The organism is Nocardioides sp. NPDC127503 (assembly GCF_040302165.1).
Taxonomy (GTDB): Bacteria; Actinomycetota; Actinomycetes; order Propionibacteriales; family Nocardioidaceae; genus Nocardioides.
Genome location: NZ_JBEORH010000001.1, coordinates 268558 through 290728 on the forward strand (window position 1 = coordinate 268558; position 22171 = coordinate 290728).

At 70.5% G+C, this 22171-nt stretch carries 24 protein-coding genes; 18 read left to right on the top strand and 6 right to left on the bottom strand.

Annotated elements, in window-relative coordinates:
• Positions 1 to 5: 5 nt before the first annotated feature.
• The 3 genes from hisG (at position 6) to ABTW65_RS01330 (ending at position 2611) form a co-directional block, all read left to right on the top strand.
• Entirely contained in the window at positions 6 to 869 is an 864-nt protein-coding gene (gene hisG, locus ABTW65_RS01320) for an ATP phosphoribosyltransferase (protein ID WP_350657975.1), read from the top strand.
• Complete coding sequence (locus tag ABTW65_RS01325; RefSeq protein WP_350657976.1) at positions 853 to 1305, top strand: PH domain-containing protein; 453 nt, start codon at positions 853 to 855, stop codon at positions 1303 to 1305. The genes hisG and ABTW65_RS01325 overlap by 17 nt, the downstream gene beginning before the upstream one ends.
• A 91-nt stretch (positions 1306 to 1396) precedes the next feature.
• Positions 1397 to 2611 (top strand): SGNH/GDSL hydrolase family protein, encoded by a 1215-nt coding sequence (locus tag ABTW65_RS01330; protein WP_350657977.1) that lies wholly within the window; start codon positions 1397 to 1399, stop codon positions 2609 to 2611.
• 10 nt (positions 2612 to 2621) lie between these two features.
• Here the strand turns inward: ABTW65_RS01330 and ABTW65_RS01335 are convergent, their stop codons facing one another.
• Positions 2622 to 3524 (bottom strand): aldose 1-epimerase family protein, encoded by a 903-nt coding sequence (locus tag ABTW65_RS01335; protein WP_350657978.1) that lies wholly within the window; start codon positions 3522 to 3524, stop codon positions 2622 to 2624.
• A gap of 59 nt (positions 3525 to 3583) precedes the next feature.
• Here ABTW65_RS01335 and ABTW65_RS01340 point away from each other — a divergent pair, with 59 nt between their 5' ends.
• The 5 genes from ABTW65_RS01340 to ABTW65_RS01360 all read left to right on the top strand — a co-directional run bounded on the left by ABTW65_RS01340 (position 3584) and on the right by ABTW65_RS01360 (position 8664).
• On the top strand, positions 3584 to 4459 hold the full coding sequence (locus ABTW65_RS01340; protein ID WP_350657979.1) for a LysR family transcriptional regulator: 876 nt from the start codon (positions 3584 to 3586) through the stop codon (positions 4457 to 4459).
• 128 nt (positions 4460 to 4587) lie between these two features.
• Positions 4588 to 5544, top strand: coding sequence for an ABC transporter substrate-binding protein (locus tag ABTW65_RS01345; RefSeq protein WP_350657981.1), 957 nt, complete (start codon positions 4588 to 4590; stop codon positions 5542 to 5544).
• Positions 5544 to 6791 carry a quaternary amine ABC transporter ATP-binding protein gene (locus tag ABTW65_RS01350; protein WP_350657982.1) on the top strand — a complete coding sequence of 416 codons (1248 nt, stop codon included), beginning with the start codon at positions 5544 to 5546 and terminating at the stop codon, positions 6789 to 6791. The genes ABTW65_RS01345 and ABTW65_RS01350 overlap by 1 nt, the downstream gene beginning before the upstream one ends.
• Positions 6784 to 7686 carry an ABC transporter permease gene (locus tag ABTW65_RS01355; RefSeq protein ID WP_350657983.1) on the top strand — a complete coding sequence of 301 codons (903 nt, stop codon included), beginning with the start codon at positions 6784 to 6786 and terminating at the stop codon, positions 7684 to 7686. The genes ABTW65_RS01350 and ABTW65_RS01355 overlap by 8 nt, the downstream gene beginning before the upstream one ends.
• Positions 7687 to 7716: 30 nt before the next feature.
• A complete protein-coding gene (locus ABTW65_RS01360; protein ID WP_350657984.1) occupies positions 7717 to 8664 on the top strand; it encodes a TauD/TfdA dioxygenase family protein in 948 nt (315 codons plus the stop codon).
• A gap of 4 nt (positions 8665 to 8668) precedes the next feature.
• Here ABTW65_RS01360 and ABTW65_RS01365 read toward each other — a convergent pair whose 3' ends face one another.
• Both ABTW65_RS01365 and ABTW65_RS01370 read right to left on the bottom strand, forming a co-directional pair.
• A complete protein-coding gene (locus ABTW65_RS01365) occupies positions 8669 to 9169 on the bottom strand; it encodes a uridine kinase family protein (RefSeq protein ID WP_350657985.1) in 501 nt (166 codons plus the stop codon).
• Positions 9170 to 9206: 37 nt separating this feature from the next.
• Positions 9207 to 9659 carry a hypothetical protein gene (locus ABTW65_RS01370; protein ID WP_350657986.1) on the bottom strand — a complete coding sequence of 151 codons (453 nt, stop codon included), beginning with the start codon at positions 9657 to 9659 and terminating at the stop codon, positions 9207 to 9209.
• A gap of 90 nt (positions 9660 to 9749) precedes the next feature.
• On the opposite strand from ABTW65_RS01370, the gene ABTW65_RS01375 reads away from it, so the two are divergent.
• The 9 genes from ABTW65_RS01375 (at position 9750) to ABTW65_RS01415 (ending at position 17651) form a co-directional block, all read left to right on the top strand.
• Positions 9750 to 10244, top strand: coding sequence for an SseB family protein (locus ABTW65_RS01375; RefSeq protein ID WP_160023843.1), 495 nt, complete (start codon positions 9750 to 9752; stop codon positions 10242 to 10244).
• A gap of 297 nt (positions 10245 to 10541) precedes the next feature.
• Positions 10542 to 11285 (top strand): translation initiation factor IF-3, encoded by a 744-nt coding sequence (gene infC, locus ABTW65_RS01380; protein ID WP_350657987.1) that lies wholly within the window; start codon positions 10542 to 10544, stop codon positions 11283 to 11285.
• 75 nt (positions 11286 to 11360) lie between these two features.
• Positions 11361 to 11573, top strand: a complete 213-nt coding sequence (locus tag ABTW65_RS01385) for a large ribosomal subunit protein bL35 (protein WP_141804417.1) — start codon at positions 11361 to 11363, stop codon at positions 11571 to 11573.
• Between the two features lie 62 nt (positions 11574 to 11635).
• A complete protein-coding gene (gene rplT, locus ABTW65_RS01390) occupies positions 11636 to 12019 on the top strand; it encodes a 50S ribosomal protein L20 (RefSeq protein WP_141804418.1) in 384 nt (127 codons plus the stop codon).
• Positions 12020 to 12103: 84 nt separating this feature from the next.
• Positions 12104 to 12895: a TrmH family RNA methyltransferase gene (locus tag ABTW65_RS01395; RefSeq protein ID WP_350657988.1), complete on the top strand. Its 792-nt coding sequence runs from the start codon at positions 12104 to 12106 to the stop codon at positions 12893 to 12895.
• A 169-nt stretch (positions 12896 to 13064) separates the two neighbouring features.
• The gene (locus tag ABTW65_RS01400) at positions 13065 to 14108 is read left to right on the top strand and encodes a MerR family transcriptional regulator (protein WP_350657989.1); all 1044 of its coding nucleotides are present in this window, start codon (positions 13065 to 13067) and stop codon (positions 14106 to 14108) included.
• A 4-nt stretch (positions 14109 to 14112) separates the two neighbouring features.
• Positions 14113 to 15300, top strand: a complete 1188-nt coding sequence (locus ABTW65_RS01405; RefSeq protein ID WP_350657990.1) for an MFS transporter — start codon at positions 14113 to 14115, stop codon at positions 15298 to 15300.
• A gap of 69 nt (positions 15301 to 15369) precedes the next feature.
• Positions 15370 to 16572 carry an oxygenase MpaB family protein gene (locus tag ABTW65_RS01410; protein WP_350657991.1) on the top strand — a complete coding sequence of 401 codons (1203 nt, stop codon included), beginning with the start codon at positions 15370 to 15372 and terminating at the stop codon, positions 16570 to 16572.
• A gap of 35 nt (positions 16573 to 16607) precedes the next feature.
• Positions 16608 to 17651 (top strand): sensor histidine kinase, encoded by a 1044-nt coding sequence (locus ABTW65_RS01415; RefSeq protein WP_350657992.1) that lies wholly within the window; start codon positions 16608 to 16610, stop codon positions 17649 to 17651.
• 4 nt (positions 17652 to 17655) lie between these two features.
• On the opposite strand, the gene ABTW65_RS01420 is transcribed toward ABTW65_RS01415, so the two are convergent.
• The 3 genes from ABTW65_RS01420 to ABTW65_RS01430 are packed head-to-tail and all read right to left on the bottom strand — an operon-like array spanning position 17656 to position 21590.
• Positions 17656 to 19755: an iron ABC transporter permease gene (locus ABTW65_RS01420; RefSeq protein WP_350657993.1), complete on the bottom strand. Its 2100-nt coding sequence runs from the start codon at positions 19753 to 19755 to the stop codon at positions 17656 to 17658.
• A complete protein-coding gene (locus ABTW65_RS01425) occupies positions 19752 to 20765 on the bottom strand; it encodes an iron-siderophore ABC transporter substrate-binding protein (RefSeq protein ID WP_350657994.1) in 1014 nt (337 codons plus the stop codon). Before ABTW65_RS01425 ends, ABTW65_RS01420 begins: the two co-directional genes overlap by 4 nt.
• Before the next feature lie 27 nt (positions 20766 to 20792).
• Positions 20793 to 21590 (bottom strand): ABC transporter ATP-binding protein, encoded by a 798-nt coding sequence (locus tag ABTW65_RS01430; protein WP_350657995.1) that lies wholly within the window; start codon positions 21588 to 21590, stop codon positions 20793 to 20795.
• Positions 21591 to 21719: 129 nt separating this feature from the next.
• Here ABTW65_RS01430 and ABTW65_RS01435 point away from each other — a divergent pair, with 129 nt between their 5' ends.
• A complete protein-coding gene (locus ABTW65_RS01435; protein WP_350657996.1) occupies positions 21720 to 22163 on the top strand; it encodes an RrF2 family transcriptional regulator in 444 nt (147 codons plus the stop codon).
• The last annotated feature ends 8 nt before the right edge of the window (positions 22164 to 22171 follow it).

Consider the following 22171-nt stretch of genomic DNA (forward strand, 5'->3'; position numbering starts at 1 on the left):
CCCTGATGACAACCGATGACAAGCTTCTCCGGATCGCCGTGCCCAACAAGGGCTCGCTGTCCAGCTCCGCCTCCGAGCTGCTGCGCGAGGCCGGCTACCGCCAGCGCGACGACTCCAAGCGCCTGACCCTCATCGACGAGGAGAACGGCGTCGAGTTCTTCTACCTGCGCCCGCGCGACATCGCGCTCTACGTCGGCGAAGGCACCCTCGACATCGGCATCACCGGCCGCGACCTGCTTCTCGACTCCGGCGCCAAGGCCGACGAGGTCATCGGGCTCGGCTTCGGCCGTTCCCGGTTCCACTTCGCCAGCCGCGTCGGCGCCTTCACCTCGATCGAGGAGCTGCGCGGCAAGCGGATCGCGACCTCCTACGTCGGGGTCGTCTCGGCCTTCCTGGAGCGCGAGGGGATCGACGCGAGCGTCACCCGGCTCGACGGCGCCGTCGAGACCTCGATCCAGCTCGGTGTCGCCGACGCGATCGCCGACGTGGTCGAGACCGGCTCCACGATGCGGCAGGCCGGCCTGGAGATCTTCGGCGAGCCGATCATGCGCTCCGAGGCCGTGGTGATCACCCGTTCAGGGGAGCAGCTGCCGGAGGCGTACGAGACCTTCAAGCGCCGCCTCGACGGCGTCCTCATCGCGCGCAGCTACGTGATGATGGACTACGACATCCGCGCCGAGGACCTCTCCGAGGCCTCCGCGATGACGCCCGGCCTCGAAGGGCCGACAGTCAGCCCGCTGCACCGCGAGGGCTGGGTCGCCGTCCGCGCGATGGTGCCGCGCGCCGGTTCGCAGAAGCTGATGGACGACCTGTACGCCGTGGGTGCCCGCGCGATCCTGCTGACGGAGATCAATGCCTGCCGGATCTGACCTGCCGGTGAAGCTGCCGCACACCTGGCGGCCGCTCGGGGCGCGCGTGATGGGCTGGTTCCTCGTGGCCGCACTGGCGATCATGTGCACGATGGTCTGGGTCGGCTTCACGCCCGAGATCAAGGCTCAGGTGACCATGTTCGAACGGCTCACCTTCGGCTTCGTCGGTCTGCTGATCCTGACCTGCGTGCACGCGGTGACCCGGTCACGGGTCGTCGCCCGTGAGGACGGCCTGATCGTGGTCAACGGCTACAAGCGCCGCGACCTGGAGTGGGCCGAGGTCCTCGCGATCAACTTCCCCCGCGGCGCTCCCTGGCCCAACATCGACCTGGCCTCGGGCCACAACATCTCCGTCCTGGGCATCCAGGCCTCCGACGGGGGCTCTTCGAAGAAGGCCGTACGCACGCTGCGCACGCTGGCCGAACAGCTGTCCTAGCAGCGACCCTGCGGCGAACCACTTACTACGCTTCGGGGAAGACTCGCCCGAACCTCTGATGGCGGCGCCCGCGGCGACTTAACGTGTCTGCGTGATCTCATGGACTCGTGCTCTCGCGGCGCTGGCGGCTGTCCTCACTCTGGTCTCGACCGTGCCGGCCCAGGCCGCGCCGGTGCACCCGGTCGGCACCTGGGGCGCCTCGGCCGACGAGGTGGGCGGTGCGACCGGCGCCGCCGGCCTGGCGGACCGGTCGGTGCGCAACCTGGTGCACACCTCGCTGGGTGGCTCCGGCGTACGCATCACCCTCTCCAACGTGTTCGGTGACCGCCCGGTGACCTTCACCTCGGCACACCTCGGCCTGGCCGGGGACGGAGCCGCGGTGGTGCGCGGTACGAACCGTCCGCTGACCTTCGACGGCGCCGACGAGGTCACAGTCGCCCCCGGCACCGAGGTGCTCAGCGACCCGGTCGACGCGACGGTGCCCGCCGACACGACCCTCGCGGTGAGCTTCCACGTCGTCGGCGAGAGCGGTCCGATCACCGGGCACGACGTGGCCACGCAGACCTCCTACGTCTCCGGGACGCCCGGCGCGGACGTCGCCGGCCAGGCGTCGGGGGAGGCGTTCACGACGCAGATCTCCAGCTGGTACTGGGTCGAGAGCGTCGTCGTCGAGAAGCCGCGCCGGGTCAAGACCGCGGTGCTCTTCGGTGACTCGATCACCGACGGCAACGGCTCCACGGTCGGCGCGAACCGGCGCTACCCCGACGTGCTGGCCGACCGGGTGGCGGCGAGCTCGTACGCCGGCCGGTTCGGCGTGATGAACGAGGGCATCTCCGCCAACCGCGTCCTCACAGACAGCACCGGTGGCCAGCGCGGTCTGGACCGCTTCCGGCGCGACGTCCTGGACCAGCCCGGCGTCTCCACGGTCGTGCTGCTGGAGGGGATCAACGACATCCGGTGGGACGACGCCGACGAGGCCTCCGACCTGATCGTGGCCTACCGCGAGCTGATCGCGCAGGCGCACACCGAGGACGTGTGCGTCGTCGGCGCCACCCTGACCCCGTACGAGGGCGGCAGCCGCTACACCCCCGCGCGCGACCGGGTGCGCGTCGCGGTCAACGAGTGGATCCGGACCTCCGGCGAGTTCGACGGCGTCGTCGACTTCGACGCGGCCACGCGTGACCCCGAGCGACCGGCGCGGTTCCTGCCGGCGTACGACTCCGGGGACCACCTGCACCCCGGCGACGCAGGCTATGCGGCGATGGCCGAGGCGTTCGATCTGTCGCTGCTGGAGTGCGACCGCTAGACCGTGACGATCAGATCGCGGTGATGCCCCAGGTGACCTCGTAGCGCTCGTCGGGGGCGAGCGCGATCAGGTCGGTGCCGGTGTTGAAGGCGTCCGGGGGAGCGGTCATCGGCTCGACGGCGAGACCGCCGCGGGCCGGCGACTGGTCGTCGGCGCTGTAGACCATCAGCCACGGGTGGTGCTCGTCGACCCAGAGCGCGACGCCACCGTCGGGGCCCTGGATCGTCACCGTCGCCCGCCCGTCCTCGCCACGGTCGAGATCGGTGAAGGCGTGGTCGAGGACGACGTCGCCGATGGGCTTGGCGGAGGTGAAGTCGTAGGCCGTCCCCGCCGTCGCCTCGCTCCCGGTGGGCAGCTTGCGCTCGGGGTCGGAGAGCAGCCGCGTCCGCGCCGGGAGGGTGAGCGTCCACTCGTCGACCGGGCCGGCCCCGGCGGTGAGATAGGGGTGGGCGCCGGCGGCGTAGGGCGCGGGGGAGCCGGCGTGGTTGGTCGCCGACTGGGTAACGGTGAGACCGTCGGGGCCGACGGCGTACGTCACCTCGAGGTCGAGCGTCCACGGATAGCCGCTCTGCGCCATCAACCGGGTGGCCAGCGTGATCGAGTCCTTGGCCTCGTCGATGGGGAGCCACTGCGACCACCGGACCAGCCCGTGGGAGGCGTTGTTGCGCGCGACCTCGCTGACCCCGAGCTGGTAGGTCTTGCCGCCGAACTCGTAGCGGCCGTCGCGGATCCGGTTGGGCCACGGCGCCAGCAGCTGACCCTTGCCGCCGCTGGACTGCTCGTCGTCGCCGAACCCGGCGATCAGCTCCCGCTCCTCGTAGGACAGCAGCCGCAGCGCGCCACCACTCTCCGTCACCGTCGCGGTGTAGCCGCCGCCGTCGATCGTGAACTGCTCTCCACTCGGTCTCAGCACGGTCACAGGCTATCGAGTGGCCGGTCCACTCCGGTGGCCGGTCGGGTTAGCCTCGGGCCATGGAGCGACGACAGCTGGAGTTCTTCCTCGCGATCGCCGAGGCCGGCAGCTTCACCAGCGCCGCCGCGCGGCTCCACGTCGCCCAGCCGTCGTTGTCGTACGCCGTGCGCGGGCTCGAACGGGAGCTCGGCGGCCCGCTCTTCGAGCGCCACGGCAGGGGAGTGCGGCTCACGCCGGCGGGCTTGGCACTGCTCGGGCCGGCCCGCCGGGTCGTACGTGGCTTCGAGCTCGCCGCTGGAGCGGTCCGGTCGGTCTCCGACAAGGGTTTCGGCCGGCTGCGGATCACCTCCAGCACGGTGTGGGCGATCGAGCCGCTGGTGCCGGTGCTGGCCGAGTTCCGGCGGATCCAGCCGGCCGCGCAGGTGGTCGTCACCGACCCACAGCACCGCTCCGACGTCCTCGACCAGGTGCGCAAGGGCGAGGCGGACGTGGGGCTGATCGACGGAGCGACGCCGCACGGCCCGTTCGGTTCGCACCGGCTCGCCGAGCACGAGCTGGTGGCGGTCCTGCCGCCTTCGCGCGAGGCGCCGGAGGAGGTCCGGATCGAGGAGCTCGCCGAGACCGGCCTGATCGCGACGCCGGCGGGCACGGCGCTGCGTACGTTCCTGGATGCCCGCCTCGAGGCCGCCGGCCTGCCCACGGAGGTGGCCATCGAGACCGCCCATGTCGCCTCCATCATCCCGTTGGTGCTGGCTCGCGCCGGGGTGGCGGTGCTGACCGAGGGTATGGCCGGTGCGGCGTCACGGGCCGGCGCGCAGGTCGTGCCGCTGACCCCGGTGGCGCGGGTGAGCGTGTCGCTGGTGTGGCTGGAGGAGCGCGGCGACGCGCTGGTCGAGCAGTTCGTCGCGCTGGCGCAGGATCTCACCGACCAATGACTCATCTATAGAGACTCTCTATCGCAGCATCTCGATCCTGGTCTTGCTCACTGCGCGGACGTGCTGGAACACCCAGAAGGCAATGTCTAGTGTGTTAGACATATATGAACCGATTGGATGGAGCATGCATGCGCCGCCCCCAACGCCTTGCTGTGGCCGCCCTCGCCATCGCGGCGACAGCCGGCACCCTGACCGCCTGCACGACCGCGAGCGAGCGTGACGGCTTCGCCCAGAGCGACTCCGGAGGAGCCGAGAACTCCGTGGTCCTCGCCGAGCAGCCCTGGGTCGACCTCCAGGTCGAGAACGAGATCGCGGTCCAGATCCTCCAGGAGCTCGGCTACGACGCGAGCATCAAGAAGAACCTGTCCGTCGAGAACGCGGCGACCGCGGTCTCCTCGGGCCAGATCGACGCCTACCTCGGCAACTGGTGGCCCTCGCAGGAGCCCAGCTTCGGCGACCCCATCGACGAGGGCGACGTGGAGGTGCTCTCCACGATCGTGAAGGGCACCGAGTACGCCCCGGCTATCCCCGGCGACGTCGCCGACAAGCTCGGGATCGCGTCGCTGGCCGACCTCGACGCCAACGCCTCGACGTTCGGCAAGAAGATCTACGGCATCGAGGCGGGCTCCCCGGGCAACGAGACGATCCAGAAGGCGATCGACGAGGACGCGTACGGCCTGGGGGACTGGCAGCTCGTCGCCAGCGGCACCCCGGCGATGCTCGCCCAGGTCGAGAAGTCGCAGAAGGCCGGTCAGCCGATCGTGTTTCTCGGCTGGAGCCCGCACTGGATGACCGTGGAGTTCGACGCCGCCTTCCTCGAGGACCCGGACAAGGTCTGGGGCGGCGCCGGTGAGATCCGCACGGTCACCCGCAAGGGGTTCGAGGACGACAACCCGGAGATCGCCGAGTTCCTCTCGAACCTGACCTTCACCACCGACGAGGCCGGGCAGTTCTACTACGACCACGACAAGTCCGGGAAGGAGCTCGCCGACATCGCCGAGGCGTGGATCGACGACAACCCCGACAAGGTCGCGGAGTTCCTCGACGGGGTCGAGGACGCCGACGGAGAGAAGGCGGAGATCTGATGAGCGAGACGACACAAAAGCCGGCGATCGTCGGGCGTGGCCTGAGCAAGGTCTACGGCCTCGGCAGGAGACAGGCCGAGAAGGCGCTGGCCGCCCAGGACCCACGTGCGGCGGCCGCAGCAGCGGGCGGCTACCTCGGCGCCCACGAGATCGACTTCGAGATCGCCAAGGGCGAGATGTTCGTCGTCATGGGCCTGTCCGGCTCGGGCAAGTCGACCGTGCTGCGGATGATCAACCGGCTCAACGAGCCCAGCGCCGGTGAGCTCCTGATCGACGGCGAGGACATCACCAAGGTCTCCGACCAGCGGCTGCGCGAGCTCCGCAACAACGGCATCGGGATGGTCTTCCAGCACTTCTCGCTCTTTCCGCACCGGACGGTGCGGGAGAACGCGGCGTACGGCCTGAAGGTACGCGGCATCGCGAAGCCCGAGCGGCTGGAGAAGGCCGACGCGGCTCTCGACCGGGTCGGCCTGGGCGGGCGCGGCGACAAGCTCCCGCACGAGCTCTCCGGCGGCATGCGGCAGCGCGTCGGTCTGGCCCGCGCGCTGGCCGTGGACCCGCCGATCCTGCTGATGGACGAGCCGTTCTCGGCGCTGGACCCACTGATCCGGCGCGACATGCAGGATCTGCTGGTCGAGCTGCAGGCCCAGGACCAGCGCACCACGGTCTTCGTCACCCACGACCTCAATGAGGCGATGCGGATCGGTGACCGGGTGATGGTGATGCGCGAGGGCCGGGTCATCCAGCTCGCTCCCGGACCCGAGATCGTCGCCCACCCTGCCGACGACTACGTCAGCGAGTTCGTCTCCGACGTCGACCGGGCCCGGGTGCTCAGCGCCGCCGACCTGATCCGGCCGGCCCGCCTCGTCCTCCCGGAGGACATCACGCCCCACGACGCGCTGCGCAGGCTGGGGGAGAACGAGGTCACCGGCGCGTTCGTCACCGGCGCGGACGACAGGCTGCTGGGCGTCGTGACCGACGACCGGCTGGTGAGCCTGACCCGGCGTGGTGCCAAGAGCGTCCATGGCGCGCTGGGGGAGGACTACCACCAGGTCAAGGAGGGCGACGTGATCGGCGACTTCATGCATCTGGCGGGCCGCCAGGTCGTACCCGTCACCGTCCTCGACGATGACGGCAGGCTGCGCGGCGTGGTGCCGCGGGGCGCGATCCTCTCGGCGCTCTCCACGGTGAACGACACCGTCAACGACACTGTCGACGACGAGGCCGCGGAGGTGGCCCATGCCTGACCTTCACATCGGCGACATCGGCGAGGACGTGATCAACTTCCTCACCGACAACCTCGGGCCGTTCTTCGACGGCATCAAGGAGGCGCTCAACTTCCTGCTCCGGATGGTCTACAACGTGCTCGGCGGGCTGCCGCCGGTCGCGATGATCATCGTGCTCGCCGTGATCGCGCTGCTCGTCACCCGCCAGGTCGTGCTGACCCTGGTGCTGACCGTCGGGCTGCTCCTGATCGAGTCGATGGACCTGTGGTACGAGACCATGCAGACCACCACCTCGGTGCTCGTGGCGACGCTCGTCGCGCTGGTGATCGGCATCCCGCTGGGCATCTGGTCGGCCTTCTCGCCACCGCTGCGGGCGGCGCTGCGGCCGGTCCTCGACCTGATGCAGACGCTGCCGGTCTTCGTCTACCTGCTGCCGACGATCCTCTTCTTCGGAGTCGGCGACGCGCCCGGCCTGGTCGCCACCATCGTCTTCGCGCTGCCGCCCGCGGTCCGGCTCACCCAGCTCGGGATCAACCAGGTCGACGCCGAGACCGTCGAGGCGGCTGCCGCCTTCGGTGCGGGCCGCTGGGAGATCCTGCGCGAGGTCCAGCTCCCGCTGGCCAAGGACTCGATCATGACCGGCGTCAACCAGGTCATCATGCTGGCCCTCTCGATGGTCGTCGTGGCCGGCCTGGTCGGTGGCTCCGGCCTCGGTGGCGTCGTGGTCAACGCGGTCCAGGGCCTGCAGATCGGTGCCTCGATCGAAGGCGGTCTGGCCGTCGTAGTGATCGCGATCTACCTCGACCGGGTCTCGGCCGCGCTCGGCGGCCAGCGGGGCCTGGTGCCGTCGTGGTGGCCGAAGCTCGGCCGCGGTGCTCATGCCAAGACTCCCGAGCCTGAGCTCACCCCTGCCTGACCTGAAGTCCCTGATCGGAGGAGAACGACTGTGACCATCACCGAGCTGCATCGCCCCGCGGACGTCATCGAGACGCCCTCGGGCGTGCGGATCCGCCGCGCCGGCGCCCGGATCGGCGCCGTCATCGAGGGTCTGAGCCTGGCCGAGGCCGACGACACCCAGATCCAGGACGTACGCAACGCCCTGCTGCGCCACAAGGTGCTCTTCTTCCGGGGCCAGGACGGGCTCACCGACGAGGCGCAGAGCGCCTTCGCGGCCCGGTTCGGTGAGCTGACGACCGCCCACCCGACGGTCAACACCGGCTCCGGGCGGGTGCTGCGGGTCACCGCGAACGCCGGGATGGCGGCCAACGCATGGCACACCGACGTGACCTTCGTGGACCGCGTCCCGGCGATCTCGGTGCTCCGCGCGGTCACCCTGCCGCCCTACGGCGGCACCACGATCTGGGCCAACACCGCGGCCGCCTATGACCGGCTCCCGGCTCCGCTGAAGGCGCTGGCCGATGCGCTGTGGGCGGTGCACACCAACTCCTACGACTATGCCCAGCGCGACGAGGAGCACGAGCAGCCCGACGCCAACTACTCCCGCGACGACTTCGCCTCGGTCCACTTCGAGACCCGGCACCCGGTCGTCCGCGTCCACCCCGAGACGGGGGAGCGGACCCTGATCCTGGGCAGCTTCGTCAAGGAGTTCGACGGGCTCACCTCCACCGAGTCGATCCACCTGTTCAACCTGCTGCAGGACCGGGTCACCAAGCTCGAGAACACCATCCGCTGGGCCTGGCAGCCCGGCGACGTGGCGATGTGGGACAACCGCGCCACCCAGCACTACGCGGTCGCCGACTTCGACCACCACCCCCGCGAGATGCGCCGAGTCACGGTCGCGGGTGACGTACCGGTCTCGGTCGACGGGAGGCGCTCGGAGGTCCTCCAGGGCGACGCGCGCGCCTACAGCCGCCTGGACGAGCTGATCTCCTGACGGGCTAGGTCGCGACGATGATGTCGGCGCGGGCGGCGGTCTGCTCACGGGCGAACAGCTCAGCCTCGGCCTCGGCCCACGCCTCCCAGTGCGGCGCGAACGCGTCGCCGTCGCGCTCGATCCCGCGCCGCATCCTGCTCTCGTAGGGCGCGTCGACCCAGGCGAGGGCGGTCCGGAGGTCGTCGTATGCGGCGGCTCCGCTGCCCACGCCTTCGATCACCAGCAGCGGGGCGGGAGGCACGGTCACCGTCTCGGCGAACTCGCCTCGGTGCCAGTCGTAGCGCCGGTAGGAGCCGGTCGCGCCCTCGACGAGGGGCAGCAGGATCGAGTCGAGCTGGTCGGTGATCCCCGGGAGGCCGTCCCAGCCCTCGAAGAGGTCGTCCATGTGGATGACGGGGGCGCCGGTGAGATCGGCGACAGCGGTGGCCAGCGTGGTCTTCCCCGACCCGGCCGGGCCGTCGATGCAGACGAGCCGCCCGGGACCGAGGGTCGCCGGCCGGCTCATCGCGATGAAGAGAAGGTCTTCTGCTGCCGAGGCCACGTCAGGAGATGCCGTACTTCTTCAAGATGTCGTTGACGTCGGCCATGTCCTCGTCATCGTCGTCGACCACCGGACCCTTGGCCGTCTTCGGAGCCGCGACCGAAGCCGGGCCGGCGGCACCGGCTGTGGCCTCCTTCCGAGCTGCTCGGCTCGGCTTTTCCTTGGTGGGCAGGAGGCGGGCGACGAAGATCAGCACGATGGCGAGCGCGGCGATGCCGAACCCGATCCAGACGGTCGGGCTGAAGACCAGGCGCGCGGCCCAGTCGGCGATCGCGTCGACGATCCTGCCGCCGGCGCGCAGCAGCCCGGTCAGGTACGCCGCCGGGGCGAGCAGCGTCCAGCCCGCAGCCTTCACGCCGGCGCCGAGGCCGCGCCGTCGGAACGCGACCCAGGTCCAGATCCCGCCCAGAACGGTGAGCGCTGCGGCTAGTGCGAGGTAGGCGCCTTGGTCCATACCTGCAGTCTTCCACCGTCGTGGTCGTCTGGCACCCGGACTGTCCCCGATATCGGCCCTGATCTTGCTCTGTTGTTGAATGGGGAGGCGATGAACGACAAACGACTCCTCGGCACGGCGTTTCCCGGCGACACCGGGGAGACCAGCCCTGAGGTCGCGACCGTGATGAGGTCGTACGCCGCGGGCCAGGCCACGCACGCCGACGTGCTCACCACCCTGGCGGCCGCCCGGGTGCTCGTCCCTGTCGTCGCGGTCCTCGGGGAGGTCGAGGTCGACGAGGCCGGTCTGGCCCACGACAAGACCTCCGACATGGCGACCGTGCTGCTCACCGGCGCCGACGGGCGGCAGGCGCTGCTCGGGTTCACCGGCACCGCGCCGCTCCAGGCGTGGCAGGCAGACGCCCGCCCTGTTCCGGTCTCTCTGCGCGACGCCGCCCAGGCAGCCGTCCACGACGGCGCCGACGCCCTCGTGCTCGATCTCGCCGGCCCGGTGCCGTTCGCGATCGAGGGCGATGACCTGCAGAAGGTGGCCGAGGGTTGGCAGCTGGCGACCGTCGGGCCGCGTACGGCCTGGGTGCGGCCCTGAGGCGTGTGCTCGACCAGGATTGGGTACGGCAGGGAATGTTGCAGTAGTGTTCCGTGTTGACCGATCAGCCGACGTACGCCGTCGGTTTGGTCCAACAAGCGGAGATCACGAAAGCGTTCTCCCACCCGCATCGACCGCCCAGCAACAGAGGTCGTCGGGTCCGGTCCCGAAGACAAAGCCCCAGAAGTTCTAGGGGTCGATGGATTCGGTGGTGCGAGCCCGTTCGCGGGTGAGCGTCTTGACTGGCTTCCGCTTGTGACAATCCAGCGGAAGCCTTTTTTGATTTCCGGACCGCTCGTGCACGCGGCCCGGAAGCCGAGATCCAGAGCCTCCGCAGCCACAACAACTGGAGGACACATCAGCACTGAGCTTCGTATCAACGACCGGATCCGGGTTCCCGAGGTCCGCCTCGTTGGTCCCAACGGAGAGACGGTCGGCATCGTGCCGACCCCTGACGCGCTGCGCCTGGCCCAGGAGGCCGACCTCGACCTGGTCGAGATCGCCCCGCAGGGCAAGCCGCCGGTCTGCAAGCTCATGGACTACGGGAAGTTCAAGTACGAGAACGCCCAGAAGGCCCGTGAAGCCCGTCGAAACCAGACGAACGTGATCATCAAGGAGATGAAGCTTCGTCCGAAGATCGACAAGCACGACTACGAGACCAAGAAGGGTCACGTCGTGCGGTTCCTCAACGCTGGGGACAAGGTGAAGATCACGATCATGTTCCGCGGTCGTGAGCAGCACCGTCCCGAGCTCGGCTTCCGCCTGCTGCAGCAGCTGGCCGACGACGTCCAGGAGCTGGGCTTCGTCGAGTCCTCGCCGAAGCAGGACGGCCGCAACATGATCATGGTGCTCGGCCCCCACAAGAAGAAGGCCGACGCCAAGGTCGAGGCGAAGGAGGCCAAGGAGGAGAAGGCCGCCGAGCGCGCCGCCGACGAGGCCGCCGAGAAGGCGGAGCGTACGGCTGCGAACGCTGCCCGTCCCACCTCCACTCCGAAGGTCAAGCGCCGCTCGGAGAACCTCGACCCCGACATCGACGTCTGAGCCTCCCGGGCCCAGCAAGAGACTTCCGCCGCCGCGGCGCCCCGTGACCGGCCGGACGACGAGAGAGAGAAGAACATGCCGAAGAACAAGACCCACTCCGGTTCCAAGAAGCGCTTCAAGGTGACCGGTTCCGGGAAGATCCAGCGCTTGCAGGCCGGCCGCAAGTCCGGCGCTGCGTTCGCCTCCGCGCCGACGACCGGCTCGCGCAAGAAGCACCGTCGCAACGCCGGTCTGGTGGAGCTCGCCCCCGCCGACGTGAAGCGCGCGAAGAAGCTGCTCGGTCTCTGAGATCGCCCAGTCGGTCAGCAGAGCACCCGAAACCTTTCCCATAGCATTCAAGGAGCATTGAAATGGCACGCGTCAAGCGCGCAGTGAACGCTGCGAAGAAGCGTCGCACCACCCTCGAGCGGGCTTCCGGTTACCGGGGCCAGCGCTCGCGCCTCTACCGCAAGGCGAAGGAGCAGGTCACCCACTCGCTGGTCTACGCCTACAACGACCGCCGCAAGAACAAGGGCAACTTCCGCAAGCTGTGGATCCAGCGGATCAACGCCGCGGCGCGTGCCGAGGGCATGACCTACAACCGCTTCATCCAGGGTCTCAACCTGGCCGGCATCGAGGTCGACCGCAAGATCCTCGCCGAGCTCGCCGTCAACGACGTGGCCGCGTTCAACGCGATCGTCGCCCAGGCCAAGGCTGCGCTGCCGGAGGACGTCAACGCCCCGGCGAACGCCTGAGTTTGCGTTTGAAACGACGCCCCCACCGGCCGCTGTGCCGGGCTGGGGGCGTCGTTCTCTGTTGCGACATGGGAGTCTTCGTCAGTGAATGAGTCGGGGGAGAACGTGAAGCTGTCCGCGGGTAACTCGCGCCTCAAGGAGATCCGCAAGCTCGCGCGGCGCGCGGTCCGCTCGGAGCGGCGAGTCTTCCTGGCCGATGGGCCGAAAGCCGTCGAAGGTGCGCTCGGTGTCCCTGGTTGCGTGCAGGAGATCTTCGCGACGGAAGCCGGAGCCGAGACGTACGCCTCTCTGCTGGCCGATCAGCCGGTCACCCTGGTCGAGGACCGAGCGATGGCCGGCCTCTCCGACTCGGTCACCCCGGCCGGGGTGGTGGCGCTGTGCCGGTTCCTGGACGTCTCGCTCGCCGACATCGCCGGGCCGCTCGTGGTGATCTGTGCCGACGTACGCGACCCCGGCAACGCCGGCACCGTCATCCGCTGCGCCGATGCCGCCGGCGCGTCCGGGGTCATCCTGGCCGGCGACTCAGTCGACCTCTACAACCCCAAGACCATCCGGGCCTCGGTGGGCTCCGCCTTCCACCTCCCGGTCGCGATCGAGCGTGACCCGCTGGTCGCGGTCGAGGCAGCCAAGGCTGCCGGCCTGACCGTCCTGGCCGCCGACATGCACGGAACCGCCGACCTCTTCACCGCCGACGCGCTCCTTGCCCGGCCCACCGCCTGGCTGATGGGCAACGAGGCCTGGGGCCTCCCGCCCGAGCTCGCCGCCAAGGCCGACGAGATCGTGAGCATCCCGATCTTCGGCAAGGCCGAGTCCCTCAACCTCTCCACCGCCGCCGCCCTCTGCGTCTACGCCTCGGCGCGGGCGCAGCGTAGGTGAATGCTCACCGAGGTAACTCGGTGGACGTTGCTGGCCGAGGCGTCACTCGCGTCGACCGAGTGGGCATCGCGGTGACATCTCGGCCGACGTACGTGACGCTTCGGCCGACGCGAGTGACGCCTCGGCGGGGGCTTGACCTTCAACTCGCGTGAAGGACGATGGTTGCGGGATGGATGAGCCACTGTTGACCATCGGGGCGTTCGCGCGGGCGGTGGGGCTGACCGCGAGCGCGCTGCGGCACTACGACGAGTGTGGGCTGCTGGTGCCGGCGGAGGTCGACTCCGGGACGGGCTATCGCTACTACACGCCGGAGCTCGCCGACCGGGCCCGGCTGATCGTGGGGATGCGCGAGGCCGGGGTGCCGATCGTGACGATGCGAGTGGTGCTCGACTCGCCGGCCGGTGAGGCGAGGGCCGCGCTGGCGGAGTTCCTCGAGGCCCAGAGCGCGCGCACGGCCAGGGCCGAGGAGGCCGTACGCGGCGTGCTGGCCGCCGTCGATGCCGGGCCTGCCGCGAGGCCGGCGCTCGTCGAGCTGCCCGGTCCCGTGCTGGCAGCGGCGATCCGGCAGGTGCGGCACGCTGCCGAGTCCGATCCGGCCTCCGAGCTCGCCTCTGTCCTCATCGACGTCGGGGGCACTGGCGTGGACGTGGTGGCGACCAACCGCTACTGGATGGCGGTGCGGGAGCTGCCCGCGGTCGCCGAGGGGGACGGCGGCCGGGCGGTCCTGTCCCTGCCCGATGGGGCCGCGCTGGCCGACCGGCTGGACGCCATCACCACCGCCGAACTGCGCATCGCCGACGGCACTCTGACCCTCGCCGGGCAGGAGCTGGGCCGCGACACCACCTACCCGGCGCATCGGCTCGTGCTGGCCGGCCTGGAGCCGCCGAGCACCCGCGCGGTGCTCAGCAAGGCAGACCTGCTCGCGGGTCTCGACGCGGCCGCCTACGCCGAGGTCGACCTCTTCCTCGGCGACCAGACGCGGCTCCGCTCGCCGCACACCGCCGAGCAGAGCGACGTACGCGGCGTGGTGACCGGTCCGTCGACCCGGCTCAGGCTCGGCACGGCCCTGTTCGGCCGTGCGCTGGCAGCGTGTCTGGGCGACGAGGTGCAGCTGGCGGTGACCACGCCGGACAGGCCGGTGGTGGTGACCTCGCCCTACCAGCCCGGGTTCACCGCGCTGGTCATGCCCGTGCGGCACGACTCCGAAGGCTGAGTCCGTGGGAGTGGCCCAGGGCCGGGGGTTCCGCCCCTGGCTGGCAGCGTCGACCGCATCGGTCTTCGGCGACTCGGTGACCTTCTTCGCGATCGGCTGGGCGGCGGCGGGCTTCGGTGCCGACGCGGCCAGCCTGGTGCTGACGATCGAGGGCATCCCGCTGGCCGTGCTGGTGCTTGCCGGGGGAGTGCTGGCAGACCGGATCGGGATCCGGCGGACGATGGCCGCGTGCGACGCCGCGATGGTGCTGGTCATGGCCGCCTTCGCGGTCGGCGCGATCGGTGGCGCGGGACTGTGGATGCTGATCGCGGTCGGCGCCCTCTCGGGCACCGTCCAGGCACTGAGGCGACCGGCTGAAGGTGTCTTCCCGCGGCTGTTCGGGGCAGAGGACCTGGACCGGCGGATGGCCCTGGTCGGCTCGGCCCACCAGATCGCCCGCGCCGCGGGGCCCGCGGCCGGAGGCTTCCTGATGGGCCACGGCGGCCTGCCGCTGACCGCCGGCCTGGACGCGGCCACGTACGCCATCGTGCTTGTCGCGCTCCTCCTGGTCCGTCCGCCGCACGAGCCGGCTCCCGAGCCTGCCGAGGGCTCGGTCTGGCGCAGCCTGGCCGACGGTGCGAGGACGGCGGTGCGTACGCCCGGCGTCGTTCCGGTCCTGGTCGCCATCACCGGCCTCGCCGCGACGGTGCTCCCGCTGGTCATGCTCGCGCTGCCCCTCGCCGGCCGCGAACGGGGCTGGACCGCGGCCGAGACGGGGCTCGTCTCCGGTGCCTGGGTGGCCGGGGGACTGGTGATGACTCTCGCCGTCGCCCGCTGGGGCGCCCCGCGCGCGCCCCTCGCGGTCGCCGGCCCGGTGCTGGCGGCCGGCGGGGTGGTCCTGCTGGCGGTGCGTACGGAGATCTGGGCGGGGATCCTGGCGGTCGGCCTCGTCGGCGTCGGCACCACCATGCTGACCAGCTACCTCCTCCCGGCCTATGTCGCCCGCACCCCGCCGGAGATGCTCGCCCGGTTCTCGAGCCTGACCCAGCTGGCCCAGACGGGCCCGGTCCTGCTCGCGACACCGCTGCTCGGCGTCGCGGCCGGGGTCGACGTACGGCTGGCTCTTGCGGTCATCGCCGCACTGCTCCTGGCCACCGTGCCGGCCGCCGCCCGGGTCGCCCGGCTGCCTCGCCCGATACCCCAGAGGGTCTGATACACGAAAGGTAAATCTGTTTCACTCGGGATGCGGAGGTTCTCTCAGGGCGATGCGAAGGAGCACGGCATGACGAACGTGAGCAGACGACGACTGTTGGCCTCGGGCGGTGCGGCGGCTGCCGCGGGCGCGACCTTCCCGCTGTGGACGTGGTCGCCGAGCGCCTCGATCGCGGGCACGGGGGAGGGGCTGGATCCCGAGTACGTCTGGGACGTCGGCGCCGACCCGGTCATCGAGCGTCTCTACGGCGAGGGCACCGCCAAGGTCGCCGAGGTCAACGAGATCCTGGAGAACTGGACCACCAACGACCAGCCGGTTCCCGACGGCCTGCCCGGCTACCTGACCGACTTCATCGAGGAGGCACGCCGCCTCCCGGCCTGGGCCGACCAGGGGAAGCTGCAGCTGGCCGGCACCTTCAACGAGGAGAGGTACGGCTTCTTCCTCGCGCTCCTCTACACCCTCGGCAGTGGCCTGATCAGCTGCGCCATCAAGCGCGAGGCCTGGTCGGTCTACTACTCCTACGGTGGCGCGAACATGCGCGACCGGATAGCCAAGACGACCGTGCTCGGCTACGACGTGATGGACGCCCAGGGTTGGACCGCCTCCGGCCGGCTGATGGTCGACTCGGTCAAGACCCGGATGGTCCACGCCGCCGTACGCCACCTGCTGCCGCAGTCGCCGCACTGGACGAAGGTCGGCGCCGGCCAGGAGATCCCGATCAGCCAGGCAGACATCCTGGTCACCTTCCACAGCCTCGGCACCTGGGTGATGAAGAAGTTCACCGAGTGGGACATCGCGCCGAGCAAGGAGCTCGCCGACGCGTTCCTGCACGCCTGGAACGTCGACCTCCACCTCCTCGGCGTGCAGGAGCAGTACCTGCCGAAGGACTGGGCCGCGGCGTACGCGCAGTACGACCAGGTGATGGGCCCGGCGACCGGCGGCACCCGGGAGGGCGTCGAGCTCGCCCAGGCGCTGCTCGACGCGGTGATCGGCGAGGGCAACCCGCTGCTGCGCCACGAGCTGGAGTCGCTGGGGCGCTACGTGATCGGGGACGCGTACGCCGACATGATCGCCTTCGACAAGGATCCGGTGCTCGCGCCGGTCTGGGCGAGCGCCGTGCCGCTGCTGGTGACCTCCTACCAGAGCACGGTCCCCAACATCCCGCTCGTCTCCAACCTGCTCCCCGAGGCCGTGCACACCTTCATCAAGATCTACTTCTCGCCCGGTGACCCGGCGCCGATCACGCTGCCGCTGAGCAATCGGCCGGAGTAGCGTCCCCTGACGGTCCGTCGGTCTAGGGTGGCGGCGTGGACGCCAGAGAACTCGCCGATGCCCTGCCCGACGGTGTCGTCGTCGCCGACGCGGATGGCGCGGTCGTCCTGGTCTCCGCCCTGGCCGGGCGGATGCTCGGCGTCGACCCGGTCTCGAGCCTGGGGAAGCCGCTGGGTGACGTACTCACGCTGAGCAACACCGAAGGGCAGACCTGGGCCGAGGCCAACCGGCCCTACGACACGTTGCGGACTGTGACCGGGACCCCGGAGCAGGCCTGGCTGCTGCCCGACGGCACGGAGGTGCTGGTCGTCTCGACGATCCGGCGCCCGTCCTTGGATGCCGACGTCGATCAGGTCTCGATCTCGCTGCGATCGGGCCGGGGCCGCAAGCGCCTGGACCGGGAGCGGTCCGACCTGGTCGCCACGGTCGCCCACGAGCTGCGCTCGCCGCTGACCGGGGTCAAGGGGTTCGTCCAGGCGCTCCTGAACCGGTGGGACAGGCTCAACGACGATCAGAAGAAGCTGATGCTCAAGACCGTCGCCTCCGACTCCGACCGGCTCTCCAGGCTGATCGCCGAGCTCCTCGACGTCGCCCGGATCGACACCGGTCGGCTGCAGCTCTACCCGCGCGCCAGCGACGCGACGGTGCTGGTCACCCGGGTGGTCGAGTCGGTGCGCTCGGCCACCTCCCGGCCGATCGAGCTCGACGTCTCCGCAGGGGAGGACGAGCTCGAGATCCACGCCGACCCGGACAAGTTCACCCAGGTCGTCACCAACCTCGTCGAGAACGCCGTACGCCACGGAGACGGCGTCGTCACCGTGAGCCTGGGTGTGCGGCCGGATGACCCCGACCAGGTTCTGCTGGTCGTCGAGGACCGTGGCGAAGGCATCCCCGCCGAGCTGCGTCTGCGCGTGTTCACGAAGTTCTGGAAGCACGGCGCCCGCGGCGGCTCGGGCCTGGGCCTCTACATCGTCGGCGGCCTCACCCGCGCCCACAGCGGCTCGGTCACGATCGCCGACGCCGACGGCGGCGGGGCCCGGATCGAGGTCAGCTGGCCCCGGAATCCGCCGTCGGCGTGAGTTCCTACGGCCTGGAGCGGGCCAGCAAGAAGATGAAGTACGGCGCGCCGATGAGCGCGACGACGAGACCCGCGGGGATCTGGGCGGGGCTGATCGCGGTACGGCCGATGGCGTCGGCGACCACGAGGAGCAACGCCCCGGCCAGGATGGCGACCGGGACGACCCGCGCGCTGCGCCCGCCGACGAGGGCGCGCGCGATGTGCGGCGCGACCAGGCCGACGAAGCCGACGACACCGACGGCGGAGACAGCCATCGCGGTGAGCACCGCGGCGGTCAGCAGGATCAGCAGCCGCACCCGCTCCGAGGAGACTCCGACCAGCCGTGGCGTGTCGTCGTCCAGGGTGAGCAGGTCGAGCTCGCGGCGTACCACGAAGGCGATCGGGATCGCGACGGCCAGGGCGACCGCGACCGGGACGACCTGCTCCCAGCTGCGACCGTACGTCGAGCCGGACAGCCAGGTGTAGATCCGCGGCGTGTCCCACGGGTTCGAGCGCACCAGCAGGAAGGTGCTGAGCGAGACCGACCCGTACCAGACGCCGATGCCGATGAGCACCAGCCGGTCGGTGTCGATGCCGTGCCGCCAGGCCAGGCCGTAGACGACGCCGAAGGCGACCAGCGCCCCGACGGTCGCGGCGATGAGCATGGTGGACGTCGACGCCGCGGCCGAGCTGCCGCCGCTCCAGCCGGAGGAGAGCCCGGTGACCACGATGACCGCGCCCACTCCGGCACCGCCGGTGATCCCCAGGATCCCGGGCTCGGCCAGCGGGTTGCGGCAGGTGGCCTGGACGAAGGTGCCGGCGAGAGCGAGGGCACCACCGGCGAGGACGGCGGCGGCGACCCGGGGCGCACGCTCGTCGAGAGCGAACTGGACCAGCGGGATGCCCTGGCCCTGCAGCCAGGCGACGATGTCGCCGGTGTAGAGCCACTGATGACCGGCGAGCAGGCCGACGATCGTGGCTCCGACGGTCAGCGCGAGCAGCAGGACCAGCACCACCAGGAACCGGAGCCGGCTGCGGATGGTGACGGTGGCGCCGGGTGGTCGGCGGGTGGGTCCGGAGTCGCGCCCGCCGCGGGCGAGGAGCACCATCACGACCGCACCGGCGATCGTCGTGGTCACTCCGGTGGGCACCGACATGGCCTCGTCGGCGCCGAGCACCGCCCGGACGACGACGTCCGCCACGACCACGACGAGGGCGCCCACGAGACCTGCGGCCGGGATCAGGACGGCGTGCCGGTTCAGGGTCGGGACGACCCGGCCGAGCAGGCGGACCAGGACCGGGGCGCAGAGCCCGACGAAGCCGATCGGCCCCGCCAGCGTCACCGATGCCGCGGTGAGCAGCACCGCGAGCAGCGTCCCGATCGCCCGGGTCGAGCGGACCGGGACACCGAGGACCGAGGCGGCGTCGTCGCCGGCGGAGAGCAGGTCGAGCCGGCGGGCGAGCAGCAGGCCGCAGACGGTCGCCACCACGACCACCGGTGCCACCTGCCAGAACGCCTGCAGCCCGAGCTGGCTCAGCGATCCGCTGCCCCACGCGAACAGGCTGGTGGTCTCTTCGGAGTAGAGGATGAGCAGCGTCGAGGTAGCGGCCTGGAGCGCGAGCGCCACCGCCGACCCGGCCAGGATCAGCCGGGTCGTCGAGGTGCCCGCGCCACCGGCCAGGGCGAGCACGATCCCGGCGGCCACGAGGCCGCCGAGGAAGGCCGTGATGCCGGAGGCCCACAGCGGGACCGACAGACCGAACGCGGCGACCAGGGTGACCGCGAAGTACGCGCCGCCCGTCACCGCCAGGGTGTCGGGGGCAGCCATCGCGTTGCGCGCAAGCGACTGCAGGAGCGCCCCGGCGACGCCGAGGGCGAACCCGACCGCGATGCCCGCGGCGAGCCGCGGGATCCGCGACCCGGTGATGATCTCCATGGTCGACGCGCTCGCGCCATGGGACTGCTCACGCCCGAGCAGCGCGTCGAGGAAGTCGGCGGGCCCTACGCCCGAAGTGCCCTGGGTGAGATGCCAGGAGGCGGTGAGCAGCAGCCCGGCGAGCAGGCACAGGAGGACGACAGACGCGCCTCCGGCACCCGCTCGCGGGGCCTTGACGGCATCGGTCACTTGAGCAGGTCGACGTACGCGTCCAGGACCTGCTCGGCCGAGCGGGGTCCGCCGAAGGTCCAGATGCCCTCGGGGAAGGCGTGGGTGCGGCCCTCGCTGACGGCGGGGATCGACTTCCAGACCTTGTTCTTGGCCAGCTCGGCGTTGATGTCGCCGGCGGGGTCGACGGTGCCGGTGTGGAAGAAGGTGGCGTCGCCGAGCGTGGTCATGCCCTCGATGTCGGTCTGGCCGAGGCCGTACGCAGGGTCCACCTCGCCCGTCCAGGCGTTCTTCAGCCCGATCTCCTCGCCGAGCTCACCGATCAGCGAGCCCTGGCCGAACGGGCGGATCGCCACGTTGGCGCCGTCGATCCAGCCGTCGAAGTAGACGAACTCGGTGCCGGCGGCGTCGGACTCCTCGACCGCCTTCTTGGAGGCGGCGAGCTTGTCCTCGAACTCGCCGACGACCTTCGAGGCCTGCTCCTCGCGGCCGGTCGCCTCGGCGATCATCTCGAAGGTGGTCACCATGTTGGCGACGGGGTCCTTGGCGTCGGCGCCCTTGGTGGCGAGCACGGGGACGTCGTACTTGGCGAGCTGCTTGAGGATCTCGTCGTCGGCGGTGTAGGCCTCGACGACGATCAGGTCGGGGTTGGTGCCGAACAGGGTCTCCAGGTTCGGCTCGCCCCGGGTGCCGACCTCGGTGGCGCTCTCGGGGAGCTCCTCCGCGGTGTCCCAGGTGCGGAAGCCCTTGCCGTCGGCGACCGCCACCGGGTCCACGCACAGGCTGAGCAGATCTTCGGTCTGCTGCCACTCGAGAACGGCGACGCGCTCGGCGGGCTTGTCGAGCTCGACCTTGTTGCCGAAGGAGTCGGTGAGGCTGACCGGGCCGGTGGAGGTCGCGACACCCTCACAGCCGGCGGAGGCCTTCTTCTCGGGCTCACCGGACTCGGCAGCGGTCGTCGTCTGTCCGCATGCGGCCAGTATCAGGGCGCCGGCCGCTGTCAGGGCAGCAGTGGTCGTACGTCGAAACATCGTCTTTCCTCTTCGTGTCCGCCGGCGTCAGAGCCGGGCGTGATGCCTGCCGCGTGGCTCGACCCGGACGCGCCCGGTCTCCAGATCGGAGGTCACCTCGATCGGGAGTCCGTACACCTCAGAGAGGTGTTCGGCGGTGAGCACGTCAGCGGGTTCGCCGGCGGCGTGCACATCGCCGTGGTGCAGCAGTACGACCTGGTCCGCCACTGCGGCGGTCTGGTTCAGGTCGTGCAGGACGACGCCGATGGCCGTCCCGTGGTGGTCCGCGAGATCGCGGACCAAGTCAAGGATCTCGACCTGGTAGCGCAGGTCGAGATGGTTGGTGGGCTCGTCGAGGAGCAGCACGCCGGTGTCCTGGGCCAGACAGCTGGCCAGCCAGACACGCTGCAGCTCGCCACCGGAGAGCTGGTCGACGGCTCGGTCCGCCATCGTGGCGGTCCCGGTGAGCTCCATCGCCCGGTCGATGCTCTCCAGGTCCTCCTCCGTCAGGGCGGCGAAGCGCCGGCGGTGGGGATGGCGCCCGAATCCGACGACGTCGCGCACGGTCAGGCCGGAGGGGTGCGGGCGGGACTGGGAGAGCAGCGTGACCTTGCGCGCGAACGCCCGTGCGTTCAGCGGCGCGCTGTCGGCACCCTCGAGCTGGACCGACCCGGAGGTCACCCGGTGCAGCCGGGCCAGGGAGCGCAGCACGGTGGACTTCCCCGAGCCGTTCGGCCCGATCAGCGCGGTCACCCGACCCGACTCGAGACCGATCGAGACGCCATGGACCACGGTGGCACGGGCGTAGCCGAGCACGAGGTCGTGACCGGAAAGGGCAGGAGGCATGAGGTGAGGCTAGCCTAACCAAACCGGGTCGTGTCATGGGGGTCCCGTGATGTGGGCAGGTGGTCGGCGTGCCGCGCCTCACAGCGTCTAAAAATGGCATTTGAAATGCGGAATTAGTACGCTCCTGCTGTGCAGCTGACCCGGTTCACCGATCTGGCGCTGCGGATCGTCATGCGGCTCGATGTCCTCGAGGAAGGACAGAGCACGACGACCGCAGCTCTCGCCGAGCAGCTCCACGTACGCCCTACCCACGCTGCCAAGGTCGTGACCGCACTCGCGCGGCTCGGCGTGGTCGAGACCGTCCGGGGGAGAGCGGGCGGACTCTCGCTCGCCGAAGGCGCACGCGAGACCTCGGTCGGCCGCATCGTCCGCGAGCTCGAGGGCCCCAGCGAGGTTGTCGAGTGCGACGGCGCCAACCCCTGCCCGCTGCGTACGGGCTGCCGGCTGCGCAGCGCACTGCGCGACGCGCAGGAGGCGTTCTACGCGAGCCTCGATCCGCTCACCATCGGCGATGTCGCCGCGACGCCGACGCGCACCCTGCTGCTTTCGATCGGCTCGGGTCCGAGCGACTGATCCCACCC